Origin of the sequence: Providencia sp. PROV024, assembly GCF_032709665.1 — a bacterium.
GTDB lineage: Bacteria > Pseudomonadota > Gammaproteobacteria > Enterobacterales > Enterobacteriaceae > Providencia > Providencia huashanensis.
This window is the reverse complement of record NZ_CP120545.1, coordinates 774,340-796,232: the sequence shown is the minus strand read 5'-3', so window position 1 is coordinate 796,232 and position 21,893 is coordinate 774,340. Positions and strand designations below refer to the sequence as shown.

At 39.5% G+C, this 21,893-nt stretch carries 18 protein-coding genes; 6 read left to right on the top strand and 12 right to left on the bottom strand.

Features of this window, described 5'->3' with window-relative positions:
- Positions 1–3: 3 nt before the first annotated feature.
- On the bottom strand, positions 4–942 hold the full coding sequence (ribF, locus tag P3L56_RS03415; RefSeq protein ID WP_042846981.1) for a bifunctional riboflavin kinase/FAD synthetase: 939 nt from the start codon (positions 940–942) through the stop codon (positions 4–6).
- A 588-nt stretch (positions 943–1,530) separates the two neighbouring features.
- Between ribF and rpsT the strand changes: the two genes are divergently transcribed.
- Positions 1,531–1,791 carry a 30S ribosomal protein S20 gene (rpsT, locus tag P3L56_RS03410; RefSeq protein ID WP_042846982.1) on the top strand — a complete coding sequence of 87 codons (261 nt, stop codon included), beginning with the start codon at positions 1,531–1,533 and terminating at the stop codon, positions 1,789–1,791.
- Between the two features lie 52 nt (positions 1,792–1,843).
- Here rpsT and nhaR read toward each other — a convergent pair whose 3' ends face one another.
- Entirely contained in the window at positions 1,844–2,767 is a 924-nt protein-coding gene (gene nhaR, locus P3L56_RS03405) for a transcriptional activator NhaR (RefSeq protein WP_048608452.1), read from the bottom strand.
- A 187-nt stretch (positions 2,768–2,954) separates the two neighbouring features.
- Positions 2,955–4,130 (bottom strand): Na+/H+ antiporter NhaA, encoded by a 1,176-nt coding sequence (gene nhaA / locus P3L56_RS03400; protein ID WP_048608421.1) that lies wholly within the window; start codon positions 4,128–4,130, stop codon positions 2,955–2,957.
- Between the two features lie 390 nt (positions 4,131–4,520).
- Between nhaA and P3L56_RS03395 the strand changes: the two genes are divergently transcribed.
- Positions 4,521–5,369 carry an EamA family transporter gene (locus tag P3L56_RS03395; RefSeq protein ID WP_129466869.1) on the top strand — a complete coding sequence of 283 codons (849 nt, stop codon included), beginning with the start codon at positions 4,521–4,523 and terminating at the stop codon, positions 5,367–5,369.
- A gap of 175 nt (positions 5,370–5,544) precedes the next feature.
- Positions 5,545–6,945 carry an amidohydrolase gene (locus P3L56_RS03390; protein WP_048608426.1) on the top strand — a complete coding sequence of 467 codons (1,401 nt, stop codon included), beginning with the start codon at positions 5,545–5,547 and terminating at the stop codon, positions 6,943–6,945.
- A 70-nt stretch (positions 6,946–7,015) separates the two neighbouring features.
- On the opposite strand, the gene dnaJ is transcribed toward P3L56_RS03390, so the two are convergent.
- Positions 7,016–8,149, bottom strand: coding sequence for a molecular chaperone DnaJ (gene dnaJ, locus P3L56_RS03385; protein ID WP_042846986.1), 1,134 nt, complete (start codon positions 8,147–8,149; stop codon positions 7,016–7,018).
- A 105-nt stretch (positions 8,150–8,254) separates the two neighbouring features.
- A complete protein-coding gene (gene dnaK, locus P3L56_RS03380; protein WP_048608428.1) occupies positions 8,255–10,171 on the bottom strand; it encodes a molecular chaperone DnaK in 1,917 nt (638 codons plus the stop codon).
- Positions 10,172–10,507: 336 nt separating this feature from the next.
- Between dnaK and satP the strand changes: the two genes are divergently transcribed.
- A complete protein-coding gene (gene satP, locus P3L56_RS03375; protein ID WP_129466871.1) occupies positions 10,508–11,074 on the top strand; it encodes an acetate uptake transporter in 567 nt (188 codons plus the stop codon).
- Between the two features lie 94 nt (positions 11,075–11,168).
- Here satP and mog read toward each other — a convergent pair whose 3' ends face one another.
- Positions 11,169–11,750 carry a molybdopterin adenylyltransferase gene (mog, locus tag P3L56_RS03370; RefSeq protein ID WP_042847030.1) on the bottom strand — a complete coding sequence of 194 codons (582 nt, stop codon included), beginning with the start codon at positions 11,748–11,750 and terminating at the stop codon, positions 11,169–11,171.
- A 187-nt stretch (positions 11,751–11,937) separates the two neighbouring features.
- Positions 11,938–12,891 carry a transaldolase gene (gene tal, locus P3L56_RS03365; protein ID WP_042846989.1) on the bottom strand — a complete coding sequence of 318 codons (954 nt, stop codon included), beginning with the start codon at positions 12,889–12,891 and terminating at the stop codon, positions 11,938–11,940.
- A gap of 353 nt (positions 12,892–13,244) precedes the next feature.
- Between tal and yaaA the strand changes: the two genes are divergently transcribed.
- Both yaaA and P3L56_RS03355 read left to right on the top strand, forming a co-directional pair.
- Complete coding sequence (gene yaaA, locus P3L56_RS03360) at positions 13,245–14,021, top strand: peroxide stress protein YaaA (RefSeq protein WP_048608432.1); 777 nt, start codon at positions 13,245–13,247, stop codon at positions 14,019–14,021.
- Positions 14,022–14,208: 187 nt separating this feature from the next.
- Positions 14,209–15,204, top strand: coding sequence for an aldo/keto reductase (locus tag P3L56_RS03355; RefSeq protein WP_131680440.1), 996 nt, complete (start codon positions 14,209–14,211; stop codon positions 15,202–15,204).
- Positions 15,205–15,258: 54 nt separating this feature from the next.
- Here the strand turns inward: P3L56_RS03355 and P3L56_RS03350 are convergent, their stop codons facing one another.
- From P3L56_RS03350 to P3L56_RS03330, 5 genes are read right to left on the bottom strand one after another with little or no spacing between them, the layout of a single operon-like run.
- Entirely contained in the window at positions 15,259–15,681 is a 423-nt protein-coding gene (locus tag P3L56_RS03350; protein WP_042846992.1) for a DUF411 domain-containing protein, read from the bottom strand.
- Between the two features lie 43 nt (positions 15,682–15,724).
- Positions 15,725–18,862, bottom strand: a complete 3,138-nt coding sequence (locus P3L56_RS03345; protein ID WP_048608436.1) for an efflux RND transporter permease subunit — start codon at positions 18,860–18,862, stop codon at positions 15,725–15,727.
- A gap of 3 nt (positions 18,863–18,865) precedes the next feature.
- Entirely contained in the window at positions 18,866–20,134 is a 1,269-nt protein-coding gene (locus P3L56_RS03340; protein WP_042846994.1) for an efflux RND transporter periplasmic adaptor subunit, read from the bottom strand.
- Positions 20,135–20,151: 17 nt separating this feature from the next.
- Positions 20,152–20,493, bottom strand: a complete 342-nt coding sequence (locus P3L56_RS03335) for a copper-binding protein (protein WP_042846995.1) — start codon at positions 20,491–20,493, stop codon at positions 20,152–20,154.
- Between the two features lie 2 nt (positions 20,494–20,495).
- A complete protein-coding gene (locus P3L56_RS03330; protein WP_210831669.1) occupies positions 20,496–21,890 on the bottom strand; it encodes an efflux transporter outer membrane subunit in 1,395 nt (464 codons plus the stop codon).
- Positions 21,891–21,893 lie beyond the last annotated feature (3 nt).

Here is a 21,893-nt window from a genome sequence, read left to right as displayed (position 1 = left end):
AAATTATCTGATTCCTATTGCAGTAAGATATTCTCTCGCTGCAATTACATCATTAGCAATTTGCTCCTTAAGCGCTTCCAACGAAGCAAACCGCTGCTCATCACGTAATTTTTTACGTAACACTACATCAATATGACGCCCGTATAAATCCATACTTGCATCAATCAGATGAACTTCTAACTGCGTTCCTTTTCCAGATACAGTCGGTCGTGTGCCGATATTCGCCACACCAGGTAAAGGCTTATCGCCTAAACCATAAACTTCTACAGCATACACACCTGTAACTGGTGTGACTAAACGTTTTAACGGCAAGTTAGCTGTGGGAAAACCGATTGTCCTACCGAGCTGGTTACCATGTACGACCCGCCCGCTAATACGATAAGTATGCCCTAACAGATTTTCTGCCAATTCAAGGTCATTGTCTTGTATCGCTTTTCTAATAGCCGTGCTACTGATACGAAGACCCGAATCACAAAAGCTTTCTGTATCTGCAACCTCAAAACCGAATTCATGACCCGCTTGTTTTAAAAAGGTAAAGTCACCCATACGATTTTTCCCAAAACGGAAATCATCGCCAATAGCAAGGTACTTCACGCCTAGTTTGTTGACAAGTAAGTCCAATACAAACTCAGCCGGAGTCAATGACGCAAAGTGCTGGTTGAATTCAACACATAAGAGGTAATCAATACCACTATCTGCAAGATATTTCACTTTGTCTCGCAAACGTGTCAAACGCGCAGGCGCTTTGTCACCAATAAAAAACTCAAGAGGTTGTGGTTCAAAAATCATCACTACCGTTGGTAGCCCTAACTCCGCACCTTTGAGCTTCAAATTTTGAAGTAAAACCTGATGCCCACGATGGACACCGTCAAAATTACCAATAGTCAGCACGCAACCATGATGGCACGCCCGGATATTCTGTATACCGCGAATTAGCTCCATAACAGGCTCAATACCGAGGAAATTGCAGGATTATACCTTGTACGACGCCTAAGGTTAACCTTAGTTCGCAAAAGGTTTCATTAAACCCTATTTTTTTGATCTCTACACGATTTATTACCGACCCATTTTATGTGATTAGTCGGTTATAATGCTACCCAAACAGAGCTGTTAGGCACGAATATCAAAAACGTTGGGATAACCAATGGATTATCAATACAACAAATTTGTTCCGAGGTCTCTAAAAATATTAAATTTTTATCGTTTTCTCATCAATGCCTATAGCTAAACATAGATTACGATTAATAAGCAACCAATAACCGGGTAAATTTCATACTACCCACTGATTGATAGGCCAAATTTTTTTTTAGTTTTCATTTTTTTCAAATATCTGCCATCAATTACGCATTTTTTCACGCTAAGATCTGTATTCTTCTCATATTTGCTGATAGAATCTTGCACCATTCACAACGCATTAGCATCGAAGTACACGATGTTTATTTGCACAAATCCATTGACAAATGAAGGGCGAAAGGGCATATTCCTCGACCTTTGAATTGTCCTCAATAGAATACATTTGGGAGTTGGACCTTGGCTAATATCAAATCAGCTAAGAAACGTGCCGTTCAGGCAGAGAAACGTCGCCAGCACAACGCTAGCCGTCGCTCTATGGTACGTACTTTTATCAAGAAAGTTTACCTTGCTATCGCTGCTGGCGATAAAGAAGCTGCTCAGAAAGCATTCAATGACATGCAACCTATTGTTGATCGCCATGCAAGTAAAGGCCTGATCCACAAGAATAAAGCAGCACGTCATAAAGCTAACTTAGTTGCTCAAATTAAAGCAATGTAATTTTGCTTCTTGATTAGCTAAAAAAACCGGCTTTTGCCGGTTTTTTTGTCTGCTAAGCTTTTTTCTCTACGCTATTAAATGGAACCGAGAATAGATCAGAAAAATCTTTATTACAGACACGTTGTACCGCAGGGTGCTGGATCATCCTTTCGGCAAAAATAACATAATACTCTTCTTTTACACTTTCTAAACGCCCTAACTCCACAATATCATCACCACCTAAAAGATCAGGTGTATATTGAGATGGAGCGACAAAAATTGCATTATAATGCATACCAAATGCTTTCATTAATGCAGCATCATCAAACTCACCTAACACTTCCACTTGTAAATTTTTATTCCGTATCCAAGCGAGTATATGCCGACCTAATAGATAGCGCCGTCCCGGTATTAGTAAACGACGTTCTTCTAAACATTCAGGAAAGGGTTTTTTAGGGATAGGCTGACGGCAAAAGAAGCTCATGCTGCACTCCCCGAGTTTTACCGAGAACAAGCCTTCTTGTTGAGATGAGTCAACAGGGCAATCCGATAAAATCATATCGAGCTTATGTTGACTAAGTTGTTCTAATAGCAGCTCATGCGTTGACTCAAAGCAGCGCAAGTGAATTTGCTCATGCTCAACAACTGTAGTTTCTAATATTTTACTGACTAACTGTTTTGATAGTGTATCTGCCACTCCTACATCAAACAGTAGGTTAGATTCCCGGCTATAATTGACGATATCTAACATTTCTTGGCTAAGCATAAACATTTTGTCTGCATAGCGAAAAATTAATTGCCCAAGCTCGGAAGGAACTAACCCACGCCCCTGCCGCTTAAACAATTTCCCCCCTAAACGCTCTTCTAGTGCTTTTATTTGCCCTGTAATTGTTTGAGGAGTCAGGTAAAGTGCTTCCGCTGCTCCAACTACAGAACCTTCTTTGCATACATGCCAAAAGTAGTAAAGGTGGTTAAAATTAAGATGTGAAACCCGCATATCTATTCCTTTTGCACCGCCAACAGTAATCATCCGCGCTGCTGGTTATACACGTTTACCTGTACCCCATAACTCAGGAGCTTTCATTTAAATGCCGCAGTATATTCACAATATACTGCGGCATATCATAGAGTATTAGCTCGGAAATTCTTACTAATAATTTGAAAAATTATTTCGATAGTATGAACTATACTGACTCTTTTTGCTTCGGTAAGACTACCCTTAACATAAAATAACCTAAGAATGCTGCTAATGTAGAGCCAATTAAGATCCCTAGGCGTGAATAGGTACTATACACCTCATCAAGCCCATCAAATGCGAGACCCGTTATAAAAATAGACATAGTAAAACCGATCCCACATAGAACCGAAACAGCAAAGACTTGCTTTAAGTTAATCGACTCAGGTAATTTTGCAAACCCAAGTTTTACCGAAACCCAACTAAACAGAAAAATCCCAATTGGTTTACCGAGAATAAGCCCCGCAGCGACACCTAATGGCAATGGGCTGAGTAACCCTTCAAAAGTGACGCCTTGTAGCTGAACGCCCGAATTCGCAAAAGCAAATATAGGTAAAATTAGATAGACAACCCATGGGTGTAAAACATGCTCTAATTCTTCAGAAGGCTTAGTCTTATTCGTACCATGTAATGGAATTAAGAAGCCAACAATAACACCCGCTAATGTAGCATGAACACCTGATTTTAATATGCACACCCACAGTATGATACCAATAACCAAATATGCGGCAGTATTCTCAACCCTACGCCAATTCATTACACATAACAAGGCGATACATAATGCTGATAAACCTAAGGCAATCAGAGATACAGAACTTGTATAGAAAAATGCAATAATAACAATGACACCAAGATCATCAATAATGGCTAGTGCTAATAAGAACACTTTTAATTCTGTTGGTACACGCTTTCCTAATAGCGCCATCACTCCCAATGCAAATGCAATATCAGTTGCAGCAGGTATCGCCCAACCTTGTTGAGTAACACTGTCTCCGCCATTAAATAAAAGGTAAATTAATGCAGGTGCTAACATTCCTCCAAGTGCTGCAATTGCAGGAAATATGGCTTTATCTCGTCCAGCAAGAGATCCTTCTAATAATTCACGCTTTACTTCAAGGCCAACAACCAAAAAGAAGATCGCCATTAAGAAGTCATTAATCCATAATATCAATGGCTTATCCAAACCAAACTCTGATATTTTAATGGACACGGGGATATCTAAAAATTGCTGATAAGCCCCTTGTAATGGTGAATTAGCCATTACTAAAGCGACTATGGCAGCAATAATCAGAAGTAAGCCCCCTGCTGCTTCTAACCTTAAAAATTTACGAATAATTGCTGTCATATATATAACCCCAGTATTTTTTTGAATGTTAATACTATGCTAATTATTAATTCGTAAAAAATCGTTTATTTATCCATTACCACTCGGAATAGACGATGTTTTAAGGGCGATGATCACGCTAAATGATAAAAAAACGTTAATTTTACTATAGACAATTTTTATAAAAACAAATAATAACTTTTGTTAAAAATAAACTTTATAAATTCAACTTTTATTACAGTACAAAATCTACATTTCTTTATGTCCTGATAAAAGCTTCCTCCTTTCTTTATTCGATTCCTTTCGCAAAAAAGTTAAATGTGGGAGACTGCTAATAAAATAGTTGCCAAGCGCTTCTCAAAAACGATGTGGTTAATTTGCCAATAAAACACTAACGATTACTATTTAACGATGACAACTTACGTACTATTTGCCGTACTTTTCGCTGCTTTTTGCCATGCGACTTGGAATGCCCTAGTTAAATTTGGCAGTGACCGTTTCTTCGGCCTTGTGATGATTTCTTTTTTTTCAGGGGTATTAACCATACCTGCAATACTTTGGCTTGGTTTACCTTCGCCTGAGGCCATCCATTGGCTTGCGTTATCGGTACTGTTTCATATTGGTTATACCTACTTTTTGAGTCAGGCTTATACATACGGCGATCTAGGGCAGATTTACCCAATATCTCGTGGGTCTGCACCTTTAATAACGGCTCTACTTAGTGCTTTATTATTCAATGAGTTAATACCATTAATGGGGTTTATTGGCATCCTATTAATTATAAGTGGTGTTGTCTTAATTGCTTTTGCAGGGAAGAAATTCACCTTAAATATCAATGGGAAGGCGCTCACCTTCGCCTTATGTACCGCTTTTTTTACGGCTTGCTATACCCTATCAGATGGTCATGGTTCTCGATCTAGCGAAGACCCTGTGGTGTATACACTTTGGTTATTTTTATTAAATGGGGTCGTATTAATCGTACCTGGCATCATTAAATACCGTCGTCGTTTATTGAGCGGGGTTCAGCAATATTGGCGTTCAGGGCTATTAGGTGGGTTAATGCAACTTATCAGTTACGGGATTGCAATATGGGCAATGAGCCAAGCACCTATTGTCGTCGTTGCTGCCATTAGAGAAACCAGCGTTCTGTTTGCCATGTTTTTATCGATTGTTTTTCTGAAAGAAAAGTTCAATATGATGCGGGTCATTGCCTGTGTCGTTATTTTATTTGGTGTCTTACTCGCTAAACTCAGCACCTAATATACTAATACACTGATATTACTAATAAAATAACTATTAGTTTTTATAATAGTCTCTGTAAACTATCATTGGTATATCAAAATACCCAGAGTGATTGCAATTAACTTCACTCTCAAACACCCTGAAACGATATATAAAAAACGCAGCTAATTTTTCATTTAGATATGAGGCAATAATGTCATTCTCAAAATCCTTACTAGCACTAACTGTTATCAGCGCTTCTTTCACCAGCTTTGCTGCTACGCCCGCTGATATCATGATTGTTGATGGTACTGTCCTCACTATGGATAATAAAAAACAAGTTATCGACCACGGAACCGTTGTGGTTAAAGACAACAAAATCATAGCTGTTGGGGGGCCTGAGCTAGCAAAAAATTATCAAGCATCAGATGTTCTAAATGTTAATGGTGATATTGTTATGCCTGGGCTAATTAATACCCATACTCACGCCTCTATGACTGTATTTCGCTCTTTAGCCGATGATGTGCCTGACCGCTTACATCGCTATATTTTCCCATTAGAAAGCAAAATGGTATCTCGTGAGATGGTACGTATTGGAGCAAATCTCGCCAATATCGAAATGATTAAAGGTGGTGTTACCACATACGTTGATATGTATTATTTTGAGGATGAAGTCGCTAAAACAGTAGATAAAATTGGTTTAAGGGCGGTACTAGGGGAGTCAGTCATCAAATTCCCTGTGGCTGATGCGAAAAATGCCGATGAAGGCATTGAATATGCCGTTAACTTTATTAACCAATATAAAAATCATCCACGTATTACACCAGCTTTCGCCCCTCATGCTCCCTATACCAATTCAACTGAACATTTGCAGAAAATTGCTAAGTTATCTCAAGAACTGAATGTGCCAGTGATGATCCACCTCGCCGAAACAGACCGTGAACAAGAAGAAATTGCGAAACGCACTGGTGGTAAAAGCCCTGTTCAGTACATGGCTGATATTGGCGCATTGAATAATAAAGTTATCGCCGCCCATGCCATTATGGTCGATGAAAAAGACATGGATTTATTAAAGCAATATGATGTAGGTGTCGCACATAATATTAGTGCGAATACTAAATCAGCTAAGGGAGTTGCTCCCGTAACAACTATGCTAGAAAAAGGAATTCGGGTAGGTCTAGGGACCGATGGGCCGATGTCGAGCAACACGCTAACCACCTTAAATGAACTCAATTTGGTCGGTAAAATTCACAAACTCGAAAATAAAGATAGAGCTGCTATGCCACCTATTACCGTTGTTGAAATGGCAACAATGGGTTCTGCTCGAGCACTACATATGGAAGATAAATTAGGTTCCCTTGAAGAAGGTAAGCTGGCAGACATTATTGTTATTGATACTAAATCACCAAATATGGTTCCTATGTATAGCCCATATGCTGCTTTAGTGTATGGAGCCAATGGCTCGAATGTTCGCCATACTATTGTTGATGGTAAGCTATTGATGAAAGATCGCCAATTACTGACCGCAAATGAGGGGTCAATTATTGCAGAGGCCCAAGATTTTGCTAACCAAGTACGTAAAACGGTGATTGCTAGCGGAGAAGTTGTTAAATAAGGTATAAAAATGGCTGACTTCACCATATGTAAAGTCAGCCATCCAGCTTGATTTATTATTAACTAATTATTTATTTAGTTAAATCATCAAAGAATTTTTTAACACCATCTAAAAAACTTTTAGAACGAGGGCTATTCTTTTCTCCCCCTTTTCCACCTAACGACTCACCAAACTCTTGCAGTAATGCTTTTTGTTTCTCATTCAGTTTGACTGGTGTTTCGACCACAATGTGGCACATTAAATCACCTTGTAAGCCCCCACGAACGGATTTCACCCCTTTCCCTTTCATGCGGAAAATTTTACCGGTCTGAGTTTCTGCCGGGATTTTTAGTTTCACACGCCCATCAAGAGTTGGGACTTCAATTTCCCCTCCAAGTGCAGCGTCAGCGAAGTTAATAGGCACTTCACAATGCAAGTTATTACCATCACGCTCAAAAATATTATGAGGTAATACATGAACCTGAACGAATAAATCCCCTGATGGTGCCCCATTTTCACCGGCCTCACCTTCGCCAGATAAGCGAACGCGGTCACCTGTATCAACCCCTGCAGGAATTTTTACTGATAAGGTTTTATACCTTTCAACTCGACCATGACCATGACATTTATTGCATGGGTCTTTAATCACTTTACCGCGACCATGACAGGTTGGGCAAGGCTGTTGTACTGAGAAAAAGCCTTGGCGCATATGTACTTGCCCCATCCCATGACAGGTTGAGCAGGTATCTGCACTGGTCCCTGGTTTAGCACCATTTCCATGGCACACATCACAGGTTTCCAGTGTTGGAATACGAATTTCTTTGGTCACTCCACGGACGGCTTCTTCAAGAGTCAGTTCCATGTTGTATTGCAGGTCAGAACCACGGCTTGGGCGTTGCTGTCTGCGGCCGCCTCCAAAAATATCACCGAAGACGTCACCAAAGATATCGCTAAAGTCAGCACCACCGCCGAAACCACCGCCGCCCATTCCACCTTGTTCAAACGCTGCATGGCCATATTGGTCATAAGCCGCACGTTTTTGATCGTCAGATAGAACTTCGTAAGCCTCTTTAATTTCTTTAAATTTGACTTCGGATTCGTCTTTATTCCCCTGATTACGGTCAGGGTGATACTTCATTGCTAAGCGCTTATAAGCCCGCTTAATATCTTTTTCGGAAGCATTTTTCTCGAGGCCTAGAACCTCATAAAAGTCTCTTTTTGCCATTCTCTATTTACCCTTAACATGCGGAACGGGCGTAGAGTTTCCTCGACGCCCGTATCCGGTATCAGTAACTATCATTTGCTACAGCTACTGCGCCCGCTAAGGGCATTATTTTTTGTCTTTGTCGTTAACTTCTTCGAATTCAGCATCAACAACATCATCATCTTTCTTAGCTTCAGCACCAGTTGCATCTGCGCCACCAGCTTGAGCTTGTTGTTGTGCAATTTCTAAAAGTTTCGCAGATGCAGTTACTAAGGCTTGGATTTTCGCTTCAATATCTGCTTTATCTTCACCTTTAGATGCTGCTTCTAACTCAGAAGTTGCTTTTTCGATATTCGCTTTATCTTCCGCTGGGAGTTTATCACCGGCTTCTTCGATTTGTTTACGAGTACCATGCACCAGTTGGTCAGCTTGATTACGAACTTGAACCAACTCTTCAAATTTACGGTCAGATTCAGCGTTCGCTTCTGCGTCACGTACCATTTTTTCGATTTCCTCGTCATTCAGACCAGAGGAAGCTTTAATAGTGATATTTTGCTCACGACCACTGTTTTTATCTTTCGCAGAAACATGCAAGATACCATCAGCATCAATGTCGAAAGTAACTTCAATTTGTGGCATACCACGTGGTGCTGCTTGGATACCATCTAAGTTAAACTGACCCAGTGATTTGTTATCACTTGCACGTTTACGCTCACCTTGCAGAACATGGATAGTTACTGCAGCTTGGTTATCTTCAGCGGTTGAGAATACTTGGCTGTGTTTCGTTGGGATAGTCGTATTCTTCGAGATTAACGAAGTCATCACACCGCCCATAGTTTCGATACCTAAAGACAGAGGCGTTACGTCAAGTAACAGAACGTCTTTAACATCACCCGCTAAAACACCACCTTGGACTGCTGCACCCATTGCCACTGCTTCGTCTGGGTTCACGTCTTTACGTGGCTCTTTACCGAAGAAATCAGCAACAACTTTCTGTACCATTGGCATACGTGTTTGACCACCAACTAAAATAACGTCGTTGATTTCACTCACGCTTAAACCTGCGTCTTGTAGAGCAACTTTAACTGGCTCCATTGAACGCTTAACTAAATCTTCTACCAGTGACTCTAATTTCGCACGAGTCACTTTGATATTCATATGTTTAGGACCTGTTGCATCCGCAGTAATATACGGCAGGTTAACATCAGTTTGTTGTGCAGAAGACAGCTCAATTTTTGCTTTTTCTGCAGATTCTTTCAGACGTTGCATTGCTAACGGGTCGTTACGCAGGTCAACACCTTGTTCTTTCTTAAATTCTTCAACTAAGTAATTGATTAAACGAGTATCGAAGTCTTCACCACCTAAGTGAGTATCACCGTTGGTTGCCAGTACTTCATATGTTTTTTCGCCATCAACTTCATCGATTTCGATAATTGATAAGTCGAATGTACCACCACCTAAGTCATAAACCGCAATAGTACGGTTACCAACTTCTCTATCTAAACCATAGGCCAGAGCAGCAGCTGTTGGTTCGTTAATGATACGTTTTACTTCTAAACCAGCGATACGACCCGCATCTTTAGTTGCTTGACGTTGTGCATCATTAAAGTATGCAGGAACAGTGATAACAGCTTCTGTTACAGGCTCACCTAAATAGTCTTCTGCTGTTTTCTTCATTTTTTTCAGAACTTCAGCTGAAACTTGTGGTGGAGCCATTTTTTGGCCTTTCACGTCTAACCAAGCGTCGCCGTTATCAGCCGCAATAATTTTATATGGCATGATAGAAACGTCGCGTTGAACTTCTTCGTCTTGGAAACGACGACCAATCAAACGTTTGATTGCAAATAAAGTATTTTCAGGGTTAGTCACAGCCTGACGTTTTGCTGGCTGACCAACTAAAATTTCACCATCTTGAGTGTACGCAATGATGGAAGGAGTAGTTCTATCACCTTCGCTGTTCTCCAGAACACGAGCTGTAGTACCATCCATAATTGCAACGCATGAGTTTGTTGTACCCAAGTCGATACCAATAATTTTACCCATCTAAAACGCCTCCAAAGGAATTCTTTTCACTATGATTTCGATATCAATCTATATGTGGCTCAATATTTCATTTTCAAGGGAGTTTTCACTCTGAGCTCAAAATTATTTTTAAATACGCAATAATTCTGATTGATATCCGTCGATGTCTTAAAGATGGGGTCACAAATCCATTCATCAAGGGGGGAATTAAAAAAAATTTGCATTTATTGCAAAAAAACCTGTCTTGTGATCATGGTTTGAGCAATTGAAACTGCGTATGATCCGCCGTTGCTGCCAACCAGGCAGCATTAATCAACTTATATCTACTTGAATTTTATATATTTTACTAGAGGTTATATGCAGCCTAGCTCTCTTGCAAATCCAGGCCCGCTTGGTTTACTCGGCTTTGGTATGACAACCATCCTGCTAAATATCCATAATGCAGGTTTCTTTCCTCTTTCATCTGTTATTTTAAGTATGGGGATTTTCTACGGTGGGCTTGCTCAATTTATTGCTGGACTGATTGAGTATAAAAAAGGCAATACATTTGGTGCAACCGCATTTACCTCCTACGGCATGTTTTGGATTTCATTAGTTGGTTTATTATTTTTACCAACATTAGGGTTAGCCGAAGCAACTTCCCCTGAGTTTTTAGGCGTCTTTCTCGCTATTTGGGGAATCTTTACCTTTTTTATGTTCTTAGGAACCTTTAAAGCAAACTTAGCACTGCAATTTGTCTTTGGTAGCTTAACGGTTTTATTCGCGCTATTAGCCATTGGAAATATAACAGGCAATGCCACATTACTGAAATTTGCAGGTTTTGAGGGCATTATCTGCGGCGCCAGTGCATTTTACTTAGCTGTTGCTGAGATTTTAAATGAACAATATGGCAAAACAGTATTACCTATTGGGCTGCGCAGTTAATGATAAGGAATAGTTTTTAATTATTTACCTTAAATCGTTTTAATCAGGTGGGGAACACTCACCTGATTACGTTCAATGACACTTCTCACGATAACTATTCTGACCGGATCGCCGATTTAGGCCTAAAAGCTTTGACTATTGCAGGGTCAGTTTCCACATATGGGCCGTCAAGTAATTGAATGCAATATGGAATACTGGCAAAAATCCCAGAGACTAATACATTACCGTCTTTATCTTTTAACCCCTCAAGAGTCTCGGCAATTGCTTTCGGCTGCCCTGGCAAGTTCAAAATTAAAGCTTGATTACGGATCACACCAACTTGGCGGGATAAAATCGCCGTAGGGACAAACTTCAAACTAATTTGGCGCATTTGTTCACCAAACCCGGGCATTTCACGGTCTGAAACCGCAAGAGTTGCATCTGGAGTCACATCACGGCGAGCTGGCCCAGTACCACCTGTTGTTAGAACCAAGTGGCAAGCAAATTCATCCACCAGCTCACACAGTGTTTGCTCAATCATGATTTGCTCATCAGGGATCAGGCGAGTTTCAATACGAAAAGGCGTTGTCAGCGTTTTTGCTAACCACTCTTCTAATGCAGGAATACCTTTATCTTCATAAATACCACTCGAAGCACGATCAGATACTGAAACCAGACCTATGCGCAATTCATTCATATAAACCTCAAAAAATTGATCAATCAGAAGCTGTTTACTCATGGGTAAACAGGCTCTTATCATATCATGATGCGTTTTTTCATACAGCGCCCTCAATTTTATATATTGAAATTGAGAACTAACTCAATGAAAAATTTCCATAAAAAAACCCAGCTCGTAAGCTGGGTTTGAATAGAAAAAGGTAATATTACAGTAAATCTGCAATCATTTTTTCCAGTTTTTCTTGGTCTACCGCAAACTTACGAATACCATCAGACAGTTTATCAACCGCCATTGGGTCTTGGTTATGCTGCCAGTAGAACTCAGCTTCAGTCAGTTTTTCACCTGGCTCTTGAGTTTTACCCGCATCAGTCAGTTTACGAACTAATTCACCTTGTGATTCAGATAACTCTTTCAGTAAGCCCGGAGAGATTGTTAGACGGTCACAACCTGCTAATTCGATGATTTCACCAACATTACGGAAGCTTGCACCCATCACTACTGTTTTATAGCCATGAGCTTTGTAGTAGTTATAGATTTCAGTCACAGAAATCACACCTGGGTCTTCTTGTGGCGCAAATTCTTTTTTATCCGTATTGGCTTTGTACCAGTCAAGGATACGGCCTACAAATGGGGAAATTAGGTAAACCCCCGCTTCCGCACAAGCACGAGCTTGAGCAAAAGAGAATAATAAGGTTAGGTTACAGTTAATGCCTTCTTTTTCTAGTTTCTCCGCAGCACGGATACCTTGCCAAGTTGAAGCGAGTTTAATCAGAATACGGTCATTGCTGATGCCAGCATCGTTGTACATTTTGATTAAATGACGAGCTTTAGCAATACAAGCTTCTTCGTCATAAGAAAGACGCGCATCAACTTCAGTAGAAATACGACCCGGAACTAATTTCAGAATTTCCAGACCGATATTAACTGCCAGTTTGTCACAAGCATCAACAATTTGTTGCTCGCGGTTGCTGCTTTGCTTACGCGCCCACTCTACCGCTTCATCGATTAGTTTGCGGTATTCAGGCATTTGTGCAGCATTTAAGATCAGCGACGGATTAGTTGTCGCATCTTGTGGTTTGTATAGCTTCATCGCTTCGATGTCGCCAGTATCAGCAACAACGGTTGTCAGACTACGTAAGGAGGTTAGTTTATCGGTCATTTCTTTAATCTCGTTGTTATACCCGTCATACTTCAAGCTGTAGTGGTGTTTGCTTACCACCTACCTACAATTTGAATTACTTTGCGTATTATAAAGGAATTGTGGCTATAGCCGCACCGTATACAGATAATATCATGCATCCACATTGCTGCAAGCAAGGAAATCCAGTCAGAAGCAACTATTTGATTGGCAATCGGTTTCGCCCCTTGATATAAAACTGAATCCTTTTAGCTAAACATCATTGATTAAAGAATAACAAAAAACAATATTGGTTTGGCTTATTATATCAATTAGCCATTAAGGATGAATTTTTGCTAAAGTAACGGCTATCATTGTTTAAAAAGGGTCAAGTCATGCTGATTACTATTTCACCTGCAAAAACATTAGACTACGAAAGCCCCCTGGCAACCCAGCAATTCACACAACCCGAGCTATTGGCTGAATCACAGAAACTGATTAATGTATGCCGTAAGCTAACCCCCGCTGATATTGCAAGTTTAATGAAAATTAGTGATAAGCTAGCAGGGCTCAATGCCGCTCGTTTCGCAGAGTGGCATGCTGATTTTACACCTGACAATGCAAGGCAAGCTATTTTAGCGTTTAAAGGTGATGTCTATACTGGCATGCAAGCCGAAAGCTTTTCTCAAGCAGATTTTGAATTTGCCCAATCTCACTTGCGTATTTTATCTGGTCTGTATGGCGTATTAAGGCCTTTAGATTTGATGCAGCCATATCGCTTAGAAATGGGCATTCGTTTAAAAAACACCCGTGGCAAAGACTTGTATGAATTTTGGGGAGACATTATCACCAAACAGCTTAACCAAGCACTTGCAGAGCAAAAAGACCAAGTGCTCGTCAACCTTGCATCCGATGAATATTTTAAATCAGTGAACACTAAAAAACTGGATGGCGAAATCATTAAACCTATTTTTCTTGATGAAAAAAACGGTAAATATAAAGTCATCAGTTTTTATGCAAAGAAAGCTCGTGGTTTAATGAGCCGGTTTATTATCCAAAATAAATTAACGAAAACAGATCAGCTTTCTGATTTTAATTTAGATGGTTATCAATTTGATGAAAGCCAGTCTAAAGGTAATGAGTTAGTCTTTACCCGCTCAGAACAGCCTTAAAACTCAAATTCAGGTATTGCCATAAGGTCAATACCTGAATATTTCAAGATGTTTTATTTTTTCGTACCCCATCACAGTTTAATAATAAAGCCTGCATACTCACAAAAATTCGCATCGATTACTCAGTTTACGGTTTCAGTTTATGACAACATAGGCTAAGTTTTACCCACTATTTTGGAGGTAAAGTATGCCTTATGTTGCATCATCAAAGCGCTATACTGAAATGGAGTATCGTTCATGTGGCCGTAGCGGGTTACGTTTACCAATGATTTCATTAGGGTTATGGCATAATTTCGGCGATAACAAACCTTTTGATAATTGCCAAGCCATGCTTCGGCACGCATTTGACCTTGGGATCACCCATTTTGATCTCGCCAATAATTATGGCCCGCCACCCGGTGCTGCGGAAAGCAAATTTGGTCGGATCTTACAACAAGATTTCCTACCTTATCGTGATGAAATGATTATTTCTTCAAAAGCAGGTTATACCATGTGGGATGGCCCTTATGGTGATTGGGGAAGTAAAAAATATCTTATTGCAAGCCTAAATCAAAGTTTGAAACGGATGGGACTTGATTATGTCGATATTTTTTATCATCACCGCCCTGATCCAAACACCCCTTTAGAAGAAACCATGGGGGCTCTTAACCTCATTGTGCGCCAAGGTAAAGCATTATACGTAGGTATATCAAATTACCCTGCAGATGTAGCAAAGGAGGCCATCAGTATCCTCAATAAATTAGGTACTCCATGTCTTATCCATCAACCTAAATATTCCATGTTAGAACGCACGCCCGAAGAAGGACTCCTTGATTTACTGGAAGAAGAAGGGGTTGGCTCTATCGCTTATTCACCACTGGCTGGTGGAATTTTAACTGACCGCTATTTAAACGGTATCCCTGCCGATTCACGGGCTGCCGGTAACCCTTCACTACCGCCAGAAAGGCTCACTTCAAGTGTTTTATCTAAAGTCAAACAGTTGAACGAACTTGCGGAAAAAAGAGGTCAAAAACTCAACCAAATGGCCTTAGCATGGCTACTTCGTCATGACCGAATCACCTCGGTATTGATTGGTGCTAGTCGCATTAGCCAAATTGATGATGCTATGGGGATATTGAAAAATCGCGCTTTTACGCAACAGGAACTTAAAACTATTGAATTGATTTTAGAAGATTCAATATAAATTGCTTCTTAAGGCAAGTTGCAGAGTACATCTGCAACTTGATAATAATAAAAACTAACGGTATTCACCATTCGCTTTAAATTGGACGACGGAATATGGCTGGGTTCTGCCATCCGGTTGTTCCATCCCTAAACTGCCAATTGGCATCCCCGGCACCGAAATACCAACGACATCCGCGGGGAGTGATTCAATAGCGTCAAGACTACTTACAGGGACATGACCAACAATCACTTTCCCTTTATATTTCGCAATATGGCAGCTACGTAAATTATAAGGCACCTTTAATTTATCATTTAACTGGCTTAATTCATCATAACTTATCTCATTAATAACAACATCATAGCCCGCTTTATTAATTGCTTCCCCCCATAACTGGCAGCAGCCACAGTTTGCATCTTTATACAATTGTACGCTTTCTGCTTGCGAAAAAGCCGAAAATGACAGTAATAACATTCCACTTAAAATTAGTTTTTTCATCCAGTTCACCTTTTAAATAATCACTAATAATATTTATAAAAATCTATTTTTTATTGCGCGCCTGACAAATTAGTTTGTATGCAGCAGGAATAATAAATAACGATAATAATGGTGCAGTGATCATTCCTCCAATCATGGGAGCTGCAATCCGACTCATCACTTCAGAGCCAACTCCAGTACCTAATAAAATAGGTAATAAACCTGCTAAAATTACCGCAACCGTCATGGCTTTAGGTCTGACTCTAAGTACTGCACCTTCATATAATGCACTATCTAAATCTTGTTTTGATAACTGGTTAATTCCTTGCACTTTTTCTTTATCTTCAATAGCATGTCTTAAATAAATCAACATAACAACACCGAACTCAGCGGCTACGCCCGCCAATGCAATGAACCCCGTTCCCGTCGCAACGGATAAATTAAAATTCATCCAATAAAGGAACCAAATAGCCCCGACTAAAGCAAAAGGTAGGCTGAGTAAAATAAGTAATGCTTCACTGAAACGCCTAAAAGCTAAATACAACAACACAAAAATGATCATAATAGTTGCGGGTACCATTAGCATAAGCTTTTGGTTAGCTCTTTCTAATAATTCAAATTGCCCTGTAAATGAATAACTCAACCCCGGCTTCATTTGGATGTTATCTTTTATTGCGGCATCAATATCTTTAATAACAGAAACCATATCGCGGTCTCGTGCGTCAATATAAATCCAACTTGTTGGACGTGCATTTTCTGTTTTCAACATAGGTGCCCCCATATTGACAGCCACATCGGCGACATCACTCAGTACAATTTGTTGCTTACTTGGCGTTAAAATCGGTAATAATTTCAATGCGGAAACACTATTTCGATGATCCTGTGGATATCTTAGACTTATGGGATAACGTTCAATACCTTCTACCGTTTCACCAATCATTTCCCCCCCTGTCGCCATCGATATATACACTTGTACATCGCTAATACTCATTCCATAACGGGCGGCTTTTTCTCTATCAATCTTGACATCAATATAGCGGCCACCAACCAACCTTTCTGCTAATACAGAAACAACACCGGGCACAGATTTAGTTACTTTTTCAATTTCTTGCGCTAAAGCATCAATTTCTTGGAGATCTTTACCTGAAACTTTAATCCCGATAGGGCTTTTTACCCCGGTTGAAAGCATATCGATCCGGTTACGAATTGGTGGAACCCATAGGTTTGCAACCCCTGGTAAACGAACTGTTTCATCTAATTCGTCAATGATTTTTTCAAGCGTCATCCCTTCTCGCCACTGTGATTGTGGTTTCAAACGAATTGTCGTTTCAATCATTTCCATAGGAGCGGAGTCTGTTGCCGTCTCAGCTTTACCAACTTTGCCAAATACAGTGTCTACTTCAGGAATGGTTTTTATAAGCTTATCGGTGTTCTGTAATAAAAATGCAGCTTGAGCGGGTGAAACCCCCGGCAATGTTGAAGGCATATATAACAAGTCGCCTTCATTAATTGATGGTAAGAATTCACCGCCTAAATGCTTTAACGGCCATATCACGGTAAATAGTGTTAAAAAACCGATTAATAATGTCGTTTTCGGCCATGCTAAAACCTTAAGCAAAATAGGGCTATACAGTGAGATAAGCCAACGGTTAAGTGGGTTTTTATTTTCATTTGGAATATTACCGCGGATCCAATACCCCATTAAAATAGGGATCACTATTAACGCTAAGGCAGCTGCCCCAGCCATTGCATAGGTTTTTGTAAACGCAAGTGGTCCAAATAACCGTCCTTCTTGCCCTTCTAACGTAAAAATAGGGATAAAAGAAAGAGTGATAATTAATAAACTAATGAATAAGGCAGGCCCAACTTCCACAGCGGAATCAGTTATAAGTTTCCAACGCTGAGCATTATCGAGTATTTTACCTTCATTTTGGTGTTGCCATTTTTCTAATTTTTTATGGGCGTTCTCTATCATCACGATTGCAGCGTCAACCATCGCACCAATCGCAATTGCAATCCCCCCTAACGACATAATATTTGCATTTATTCCTTGATAGCGCATTACAATAAAAGCAATAAATAAACCAAGCGGTAAAGAAATAATAGCCACTAATGCCGAACGAAAGTGCCATAAAAAAACGGCACAGACGAGGGCTACAACAATAAATTCTTCCAGTAATTTATAACTTAAATTATCTATAGCATTATCAATTAATATGCTTCTATCATAGGTTGTGATGATTTCAATACCTTCGGGTAAGCTAGCTTTTAAATCATCAAGTTTTTGTTTTACATCTTGGATAACATCACGTGCATTTTCACCTGAGCGAAGTAAAATTATTCCACCAACAACTTCCCCCTCACCATTCAGCTCCGCGACCCCACGGCGCATCTCAGGGCCTTCTTGTACTCGAGCAACATCTTGTAAATAAATAGGAATGCCACTTTCAGATGTTTTCAGGTAAATTTTATTAAAATCATCCAGTGACTGAAGATAGCCACTAGCTCTAACCATATACTCAGCTTCAGCAATCTCAATTGAAGAGCCCCCAGCTTCTTGGTTAGCCATCTCTACCGATTGTTTTATCTCAGGTAAAGTAATTGAGAACTGGGCAAGCTTCAGAGGGTCAACCACTATTTGATATGATTTCACCACACCACCAACGGTTGCTACTTCCGAAACATTAGGCAGCGCTTTTAATTCATACTTCAAAAACCAATCTTGTAATGAACGTAATTCAGCTAGATTATGCTTTCCAGTTTTATCGACTAAAGCATATTCAAAAACCCAGCCTACTCCTGTCGCATCTGGTCCAATCGATGCGACTGCCCCTTTAGGTAACTTAGTTTGAACCTGATTTAAATACTCCAAAACCCTTGAACGAGCCCAGTACAAATCAGTATTATCTTCAAAAATAACATAAACATATGAATCACCAAATGCAGAAAAACCTCGTACTGTTTTGGCACCTGGTACAGATAACATCGTGGTAGTTATTGGGTAAGTAACTTGGTTTTCAACTAACTGTGGGGCCTGACCCGGATAGGTCGTTTTAATAATGACTTGAACATCGGATAAGTCAGGCAAGGCATCAACTGGTGTATGGCGAATACTCCAGAGGCCTGCAATAACTAAAAAAACTACCCCCATTAATACCAAGAACCGATTAGCTACTGAGCGTCTTATAATCCATTCCAACATAGTCTACTCCTGAGATTTATGTGATGAATGATTAGATGGTGTGGCTTGCTCAGAAAGTGCTTCCATTCGTGCTAATGCACCAGCAATATTGGCTTCAGAATCAATAAGGAAAATACCTTGAGTCACTATAGGCTCTCCAACTTGTAAACCTTCAGATATGGCTGTCATTTGTTGAGATTCCTTGATGACCCGGACTTTTTTCGGGATAAACTCACCGTCTTTCCCTACCGCAATCACATGTTGTTCTTTACCTGAATCCACTATCGCCTGAGAAGGAATTAACAGACTTTCTTTATCTTCAGCGACTAAATTTAAATAAGCAGTCATCCCAGGTTTTAATAAATTTTCTCCATTTGTAATTTCTGCACGAATATTAATAGTCCGGCTAGCCGCATCAGCACTCGGTAATATCAACCAGTTATTTACTTTAAATTGGTGATTAGGATAAGCAGGAATAGCAACAGAAAATTGAACCTCTTTATTCAACAATTCTGCTGTTGATTGTGAAATAGATGCATTCAACCATAATGGAGTTGTTCCTTGAATTTGAGCAATAACTCCTTCTTTTGTCACATTCATTCCAAGGCGTAGGTTTAGTGCTGTAATCACCCCTGAAATAGGCGCTTTGATGATAAAACGAGTTTGTACTTTGCTACTTTTAATAAATTGAGCAATTGAATTTTCTGGCATGCCATTTAAACGTAGGCGTTCAAGCACGCTATTAAGATCTGTTTGTGGAACGCCCATCTGCTTCAAGGCGAGATATTCACTTTGAGCTTCGACCCATGCAGGGATGGTTAACTCAGCGATAGCTTCTCCTTTTTGGATCTGCTCCCCCACCGTAAATGGATAAACTTTTTCGACAAAACCACTTTCCCGTGCTTGTACGATGGCAAATTGGTGGTCATTAAATACAATTTCAGCAGGAAATGTTAAGTCATAGTTTAATTTTCCCCATTTCACAGCCACTGTTTTTACACCTAAATTTTGCGTTTGTGTTGGGTTAATAGTGACCCCTTTACTATCTGCTGAAGCTAAATTCTCATCCGCATATTTAGGTACTAAGTCCATATCCATAAAAGGAGACTTACCCGGCTGCTCAAATTTAGTATTTGGGTACATCGGGTCATACCAATATAAAACGGTGCGCTCTTGTTTTTCAGTTTCCTGTACCAGTTTTTCATCTACAAAGAAATAACGGTAAAATAAAATTGAAATCGCACTCGATAAAATAACCACAAGCAGTAATTTGGCCAGGTTGACTAATGACATAACATCTCTCTATCTATTTAATTTATCTTTTCGATTGATTTCAATATGGAAAGGTTGCCTTTTTGAGAAAAAGAAAACGTTAGTTCATCATTCTCTTGTAAACCTTTAATCATATTTTCATCTTCATAGGTAAAACGCATAGTCATTGGTGGCCAACCAATACTTTCAATTGCTTGGTGGTTAATTGTTAGTTTTTTATTCGCTTTATCAATCGCAATTAACTTACCTTCTGTGTTAATAACCGGCTCAGCAACTTTTTCTGGGTAAACAGAATGATCGTGCTCCGCTGTATTTGCGTAACCTATCGTTGTGAACATCCCTATCGAAAGGGCAAAAATAACTTTATTCAAATTTTTCATGTTTACGATCCTATTTGTCCGCCACCTAATGCAGAGAATAAATTCACTTCATTCTTCTGCTGCTCTATTTTCAACATCAATAAATTCTGTTGCTCTGTAAATAAAATTCTTTGTGATTCAAGAACATCTAAATAGCTTAAACTGCCATATTGGTAACTAGCTTGTTTTTGAGCCAATACATGTTCTAACGTTTTGACATACTGCTTTTGAGAGAATATTTGTTTTTCTAAACTAGATTTAATCACCAACGCATCTTTCACTTCACGAAAAGCCACTTGGATATTTTTCTCGTAATTAACAATTGCTTTATTTTTGCGAATAGTCGCTAGCTCTAAATTTCGGCTATTTGTACCACCAGTAAAAATAGGGAGTGTAATTTTAGGAATAAAATTCCAAATACCATTCGAGGAATCAAATAGTCCCGACAAAGAGTCATTACTATTCTCAATGCCAGTATTGAAAGAAATAGAAGGGAAGAATGCCGCTCTTGCTACACCAATATTCGCATTTTCTGAAATAATATTTTGCTCTGCCGCCATAATATCAGGCCTTTTTAATAACATTTCAGAAGGTATATTTGAGGGGGTTATAATAAGTGGATACTTTGGCTCATAGCTCGTTGAGGCTATTTTTATTTTCTCAGCGTAATCATGCGTCAAGAAATTGACTAAGTTTTCATTTCTTACTATTTCACTATTAATTTTTTCTATACTAATTTCAATGGATTGAACTTGCCCTTTCGCTTGCTCTAAATCTGATAGTGTCGCATTTCCTGCTGCAACTTTTTGCCTCACAATAGATTGGCTGTTGAGATAACTGTTTTTTGTTTCTTGAGCAATTAATAAAAGTTGTTGGTTGTATTCCACATCTAAATATGCGTCAGCGACAGCCTTAATCGTTAAAATTTGTGTAGCTCGGCTCATTTCTTTAGAAGAAAGGAATTTTGCTTTATCAGCTTCTGATAAATTCTTAATACGACCAAAAAAATCGAGCTCATAACTAATATCAATACCCGCACTGTATTTTTTATTCAGAGATGAATCAGAATTCAGTGACTGGTTATAATCACCACTCGCTGATGAGCTAATTTGTGGGTACTTTTCAGCCTGAGACAAGCCAAAACGAACACGAGCTTCTTCCACATCTAATGCGGCAAGATAAAGGTCACTGTTCTTTTCAAGGGCTGTCTGTATCACCCTTTTCATTTGCGGGTCTTGAATAAACGCTTGCCAGCTAGGTATAGAAAATGTCGATTCCCTTGTTCTGCTAGCGGCCGTTAAATCAGAATGTAATTGTTCTGGTACATTAGACTTTGGGCGCTGATATTCAGGAGCGAGAGAGACGCACCCTGTTAAAATTAGAGCATGAGCTATCAGTAATATTTTTGGTGAAAACATGGT

What these genes read in the sequence shown, in the direction of transcription:
- ribF (WP_042846981.1), bottom strand. Translation starts at nt 942, where the DNA reads ATGGAGCTAATTCGCGGTATACAGAATATCCGGGCGTGCCATCATGGT.
- nhaR (WP_048608452.1), bottom strand. Translation starts at nt 2,767, where the DNA reads ATGCGGGTTTCACATCTTAATTTTAACCACCTTTACTACTTTTGGCAT.
- nhaA (WP_048608421.1), bottom strand. Translation starts at nt 4,130, where the DNA reads ATGACAGCAATTATTCGTAAATTTTTAAGGTTAGAAGCAGCAGGGGGC.
- P3L56_RS03395 (WP_129466869.1), top strand. Translation starts at nt 4,521, where the DNA reads ATGACAACTTACGTACTATTTGCCGTACTTTTCGCTGCTTTTTGCCAT.
- P3L56_RS03390 (WP_048608426.1), top strand. Translation starts at nt 5,545, where the DNA reads ATGTCATTCTCAAAATCCTTACTAGCACTAACTGTTATCAGCGCTTCT.
- dnaJ (WP_042846986.1), bottom strand. Translation starts at nt 8,149, where the DNA reads ATGGCAAAAAGAGACTTTTATGAGGTTCTAGGCCTCGAGAAAAATGCT.
- dnaK (WP_048608428.1), bottom strand. Translation starts at nt 10,171, where the DNA reads ATGGGTAAAATTATTGGTATCGACTTGGGTACAACAAACTCATGCGTT.
- satP (WP_129466871.1), top strand. Translation starts at nt 10,508, where the DNA reads ATGCAGCCTAGCTCTCTTGCAAATCCAGGCCCGCTTGGTTTACTCGGC.
- mog (WP_042847030.1), bottom strand. Translation starts at nt 11,750, where the DNA reads ATGAATGAATTGCGCATAGGTCTGGTTTCAGTATCTGATCGTGCTTCG.
- tal (WP_042846989.1), bottom strand. Translation starts at nt 12,891, where the DNA reads ATGACCGATAAACTAACCTCCTTACGTAGTCTGACAACCGTTGTTGCT.
- yaaA (WP_048608432.1), top strand. Translation starts at nt 13,245, where the DNA reads ATGCTGATTACTATTTCACCTGCAAAAACATTAGACTACGAAAGCCCC.
- P3L56_RS03355 (WP_131680440.1), top strand. Translation starts at nt 14,209, where the DNA reads ATGCCTTATGTTGCATCATCAAAGCGCTATACTGAAATGGAGTATCGT.
- P3L56_RS03350 (WP_042846992.1), bottom strand. Translation starts at nt 15,681, where the DNA reads ATGAAAAAACTAATTTTAAGTGGAATGTTATTACTGTCATTTTCGGCT.
- P3L56_RS03345 (WP_048608436.1), bottom strand. Translation starts at nt 18,862, where the DNA reads ATGTTGGAATGGATTATAAGACGCTCAGTAGCTAATCGGTTCTTGGTA.
- P3L56_RS03340 (WP_042846994.1), bottom strand. Translation starts at nt 20,134, where the DNA reads ATGTCATTAGTCAACCTGGCCAAATTACTGCTTGTGGTTATTTTATCG.
- P3L56_RS03335 (WP_042846995.1), bottom strand. Translation starts at nt 20,493, where the DNA reads ATGAAAAATTTGAATAAAGTTATTTTTGCCCTTTCGATAGGGATGTTC.
- P3L56_RS03330 (WP_210831669.1), bottom strand. Translation starts at nt 21,890, where the DNA reads ATGTTTTCACCAAAAATATTACTGATAGCTCATGCTCTAATTTTAACA.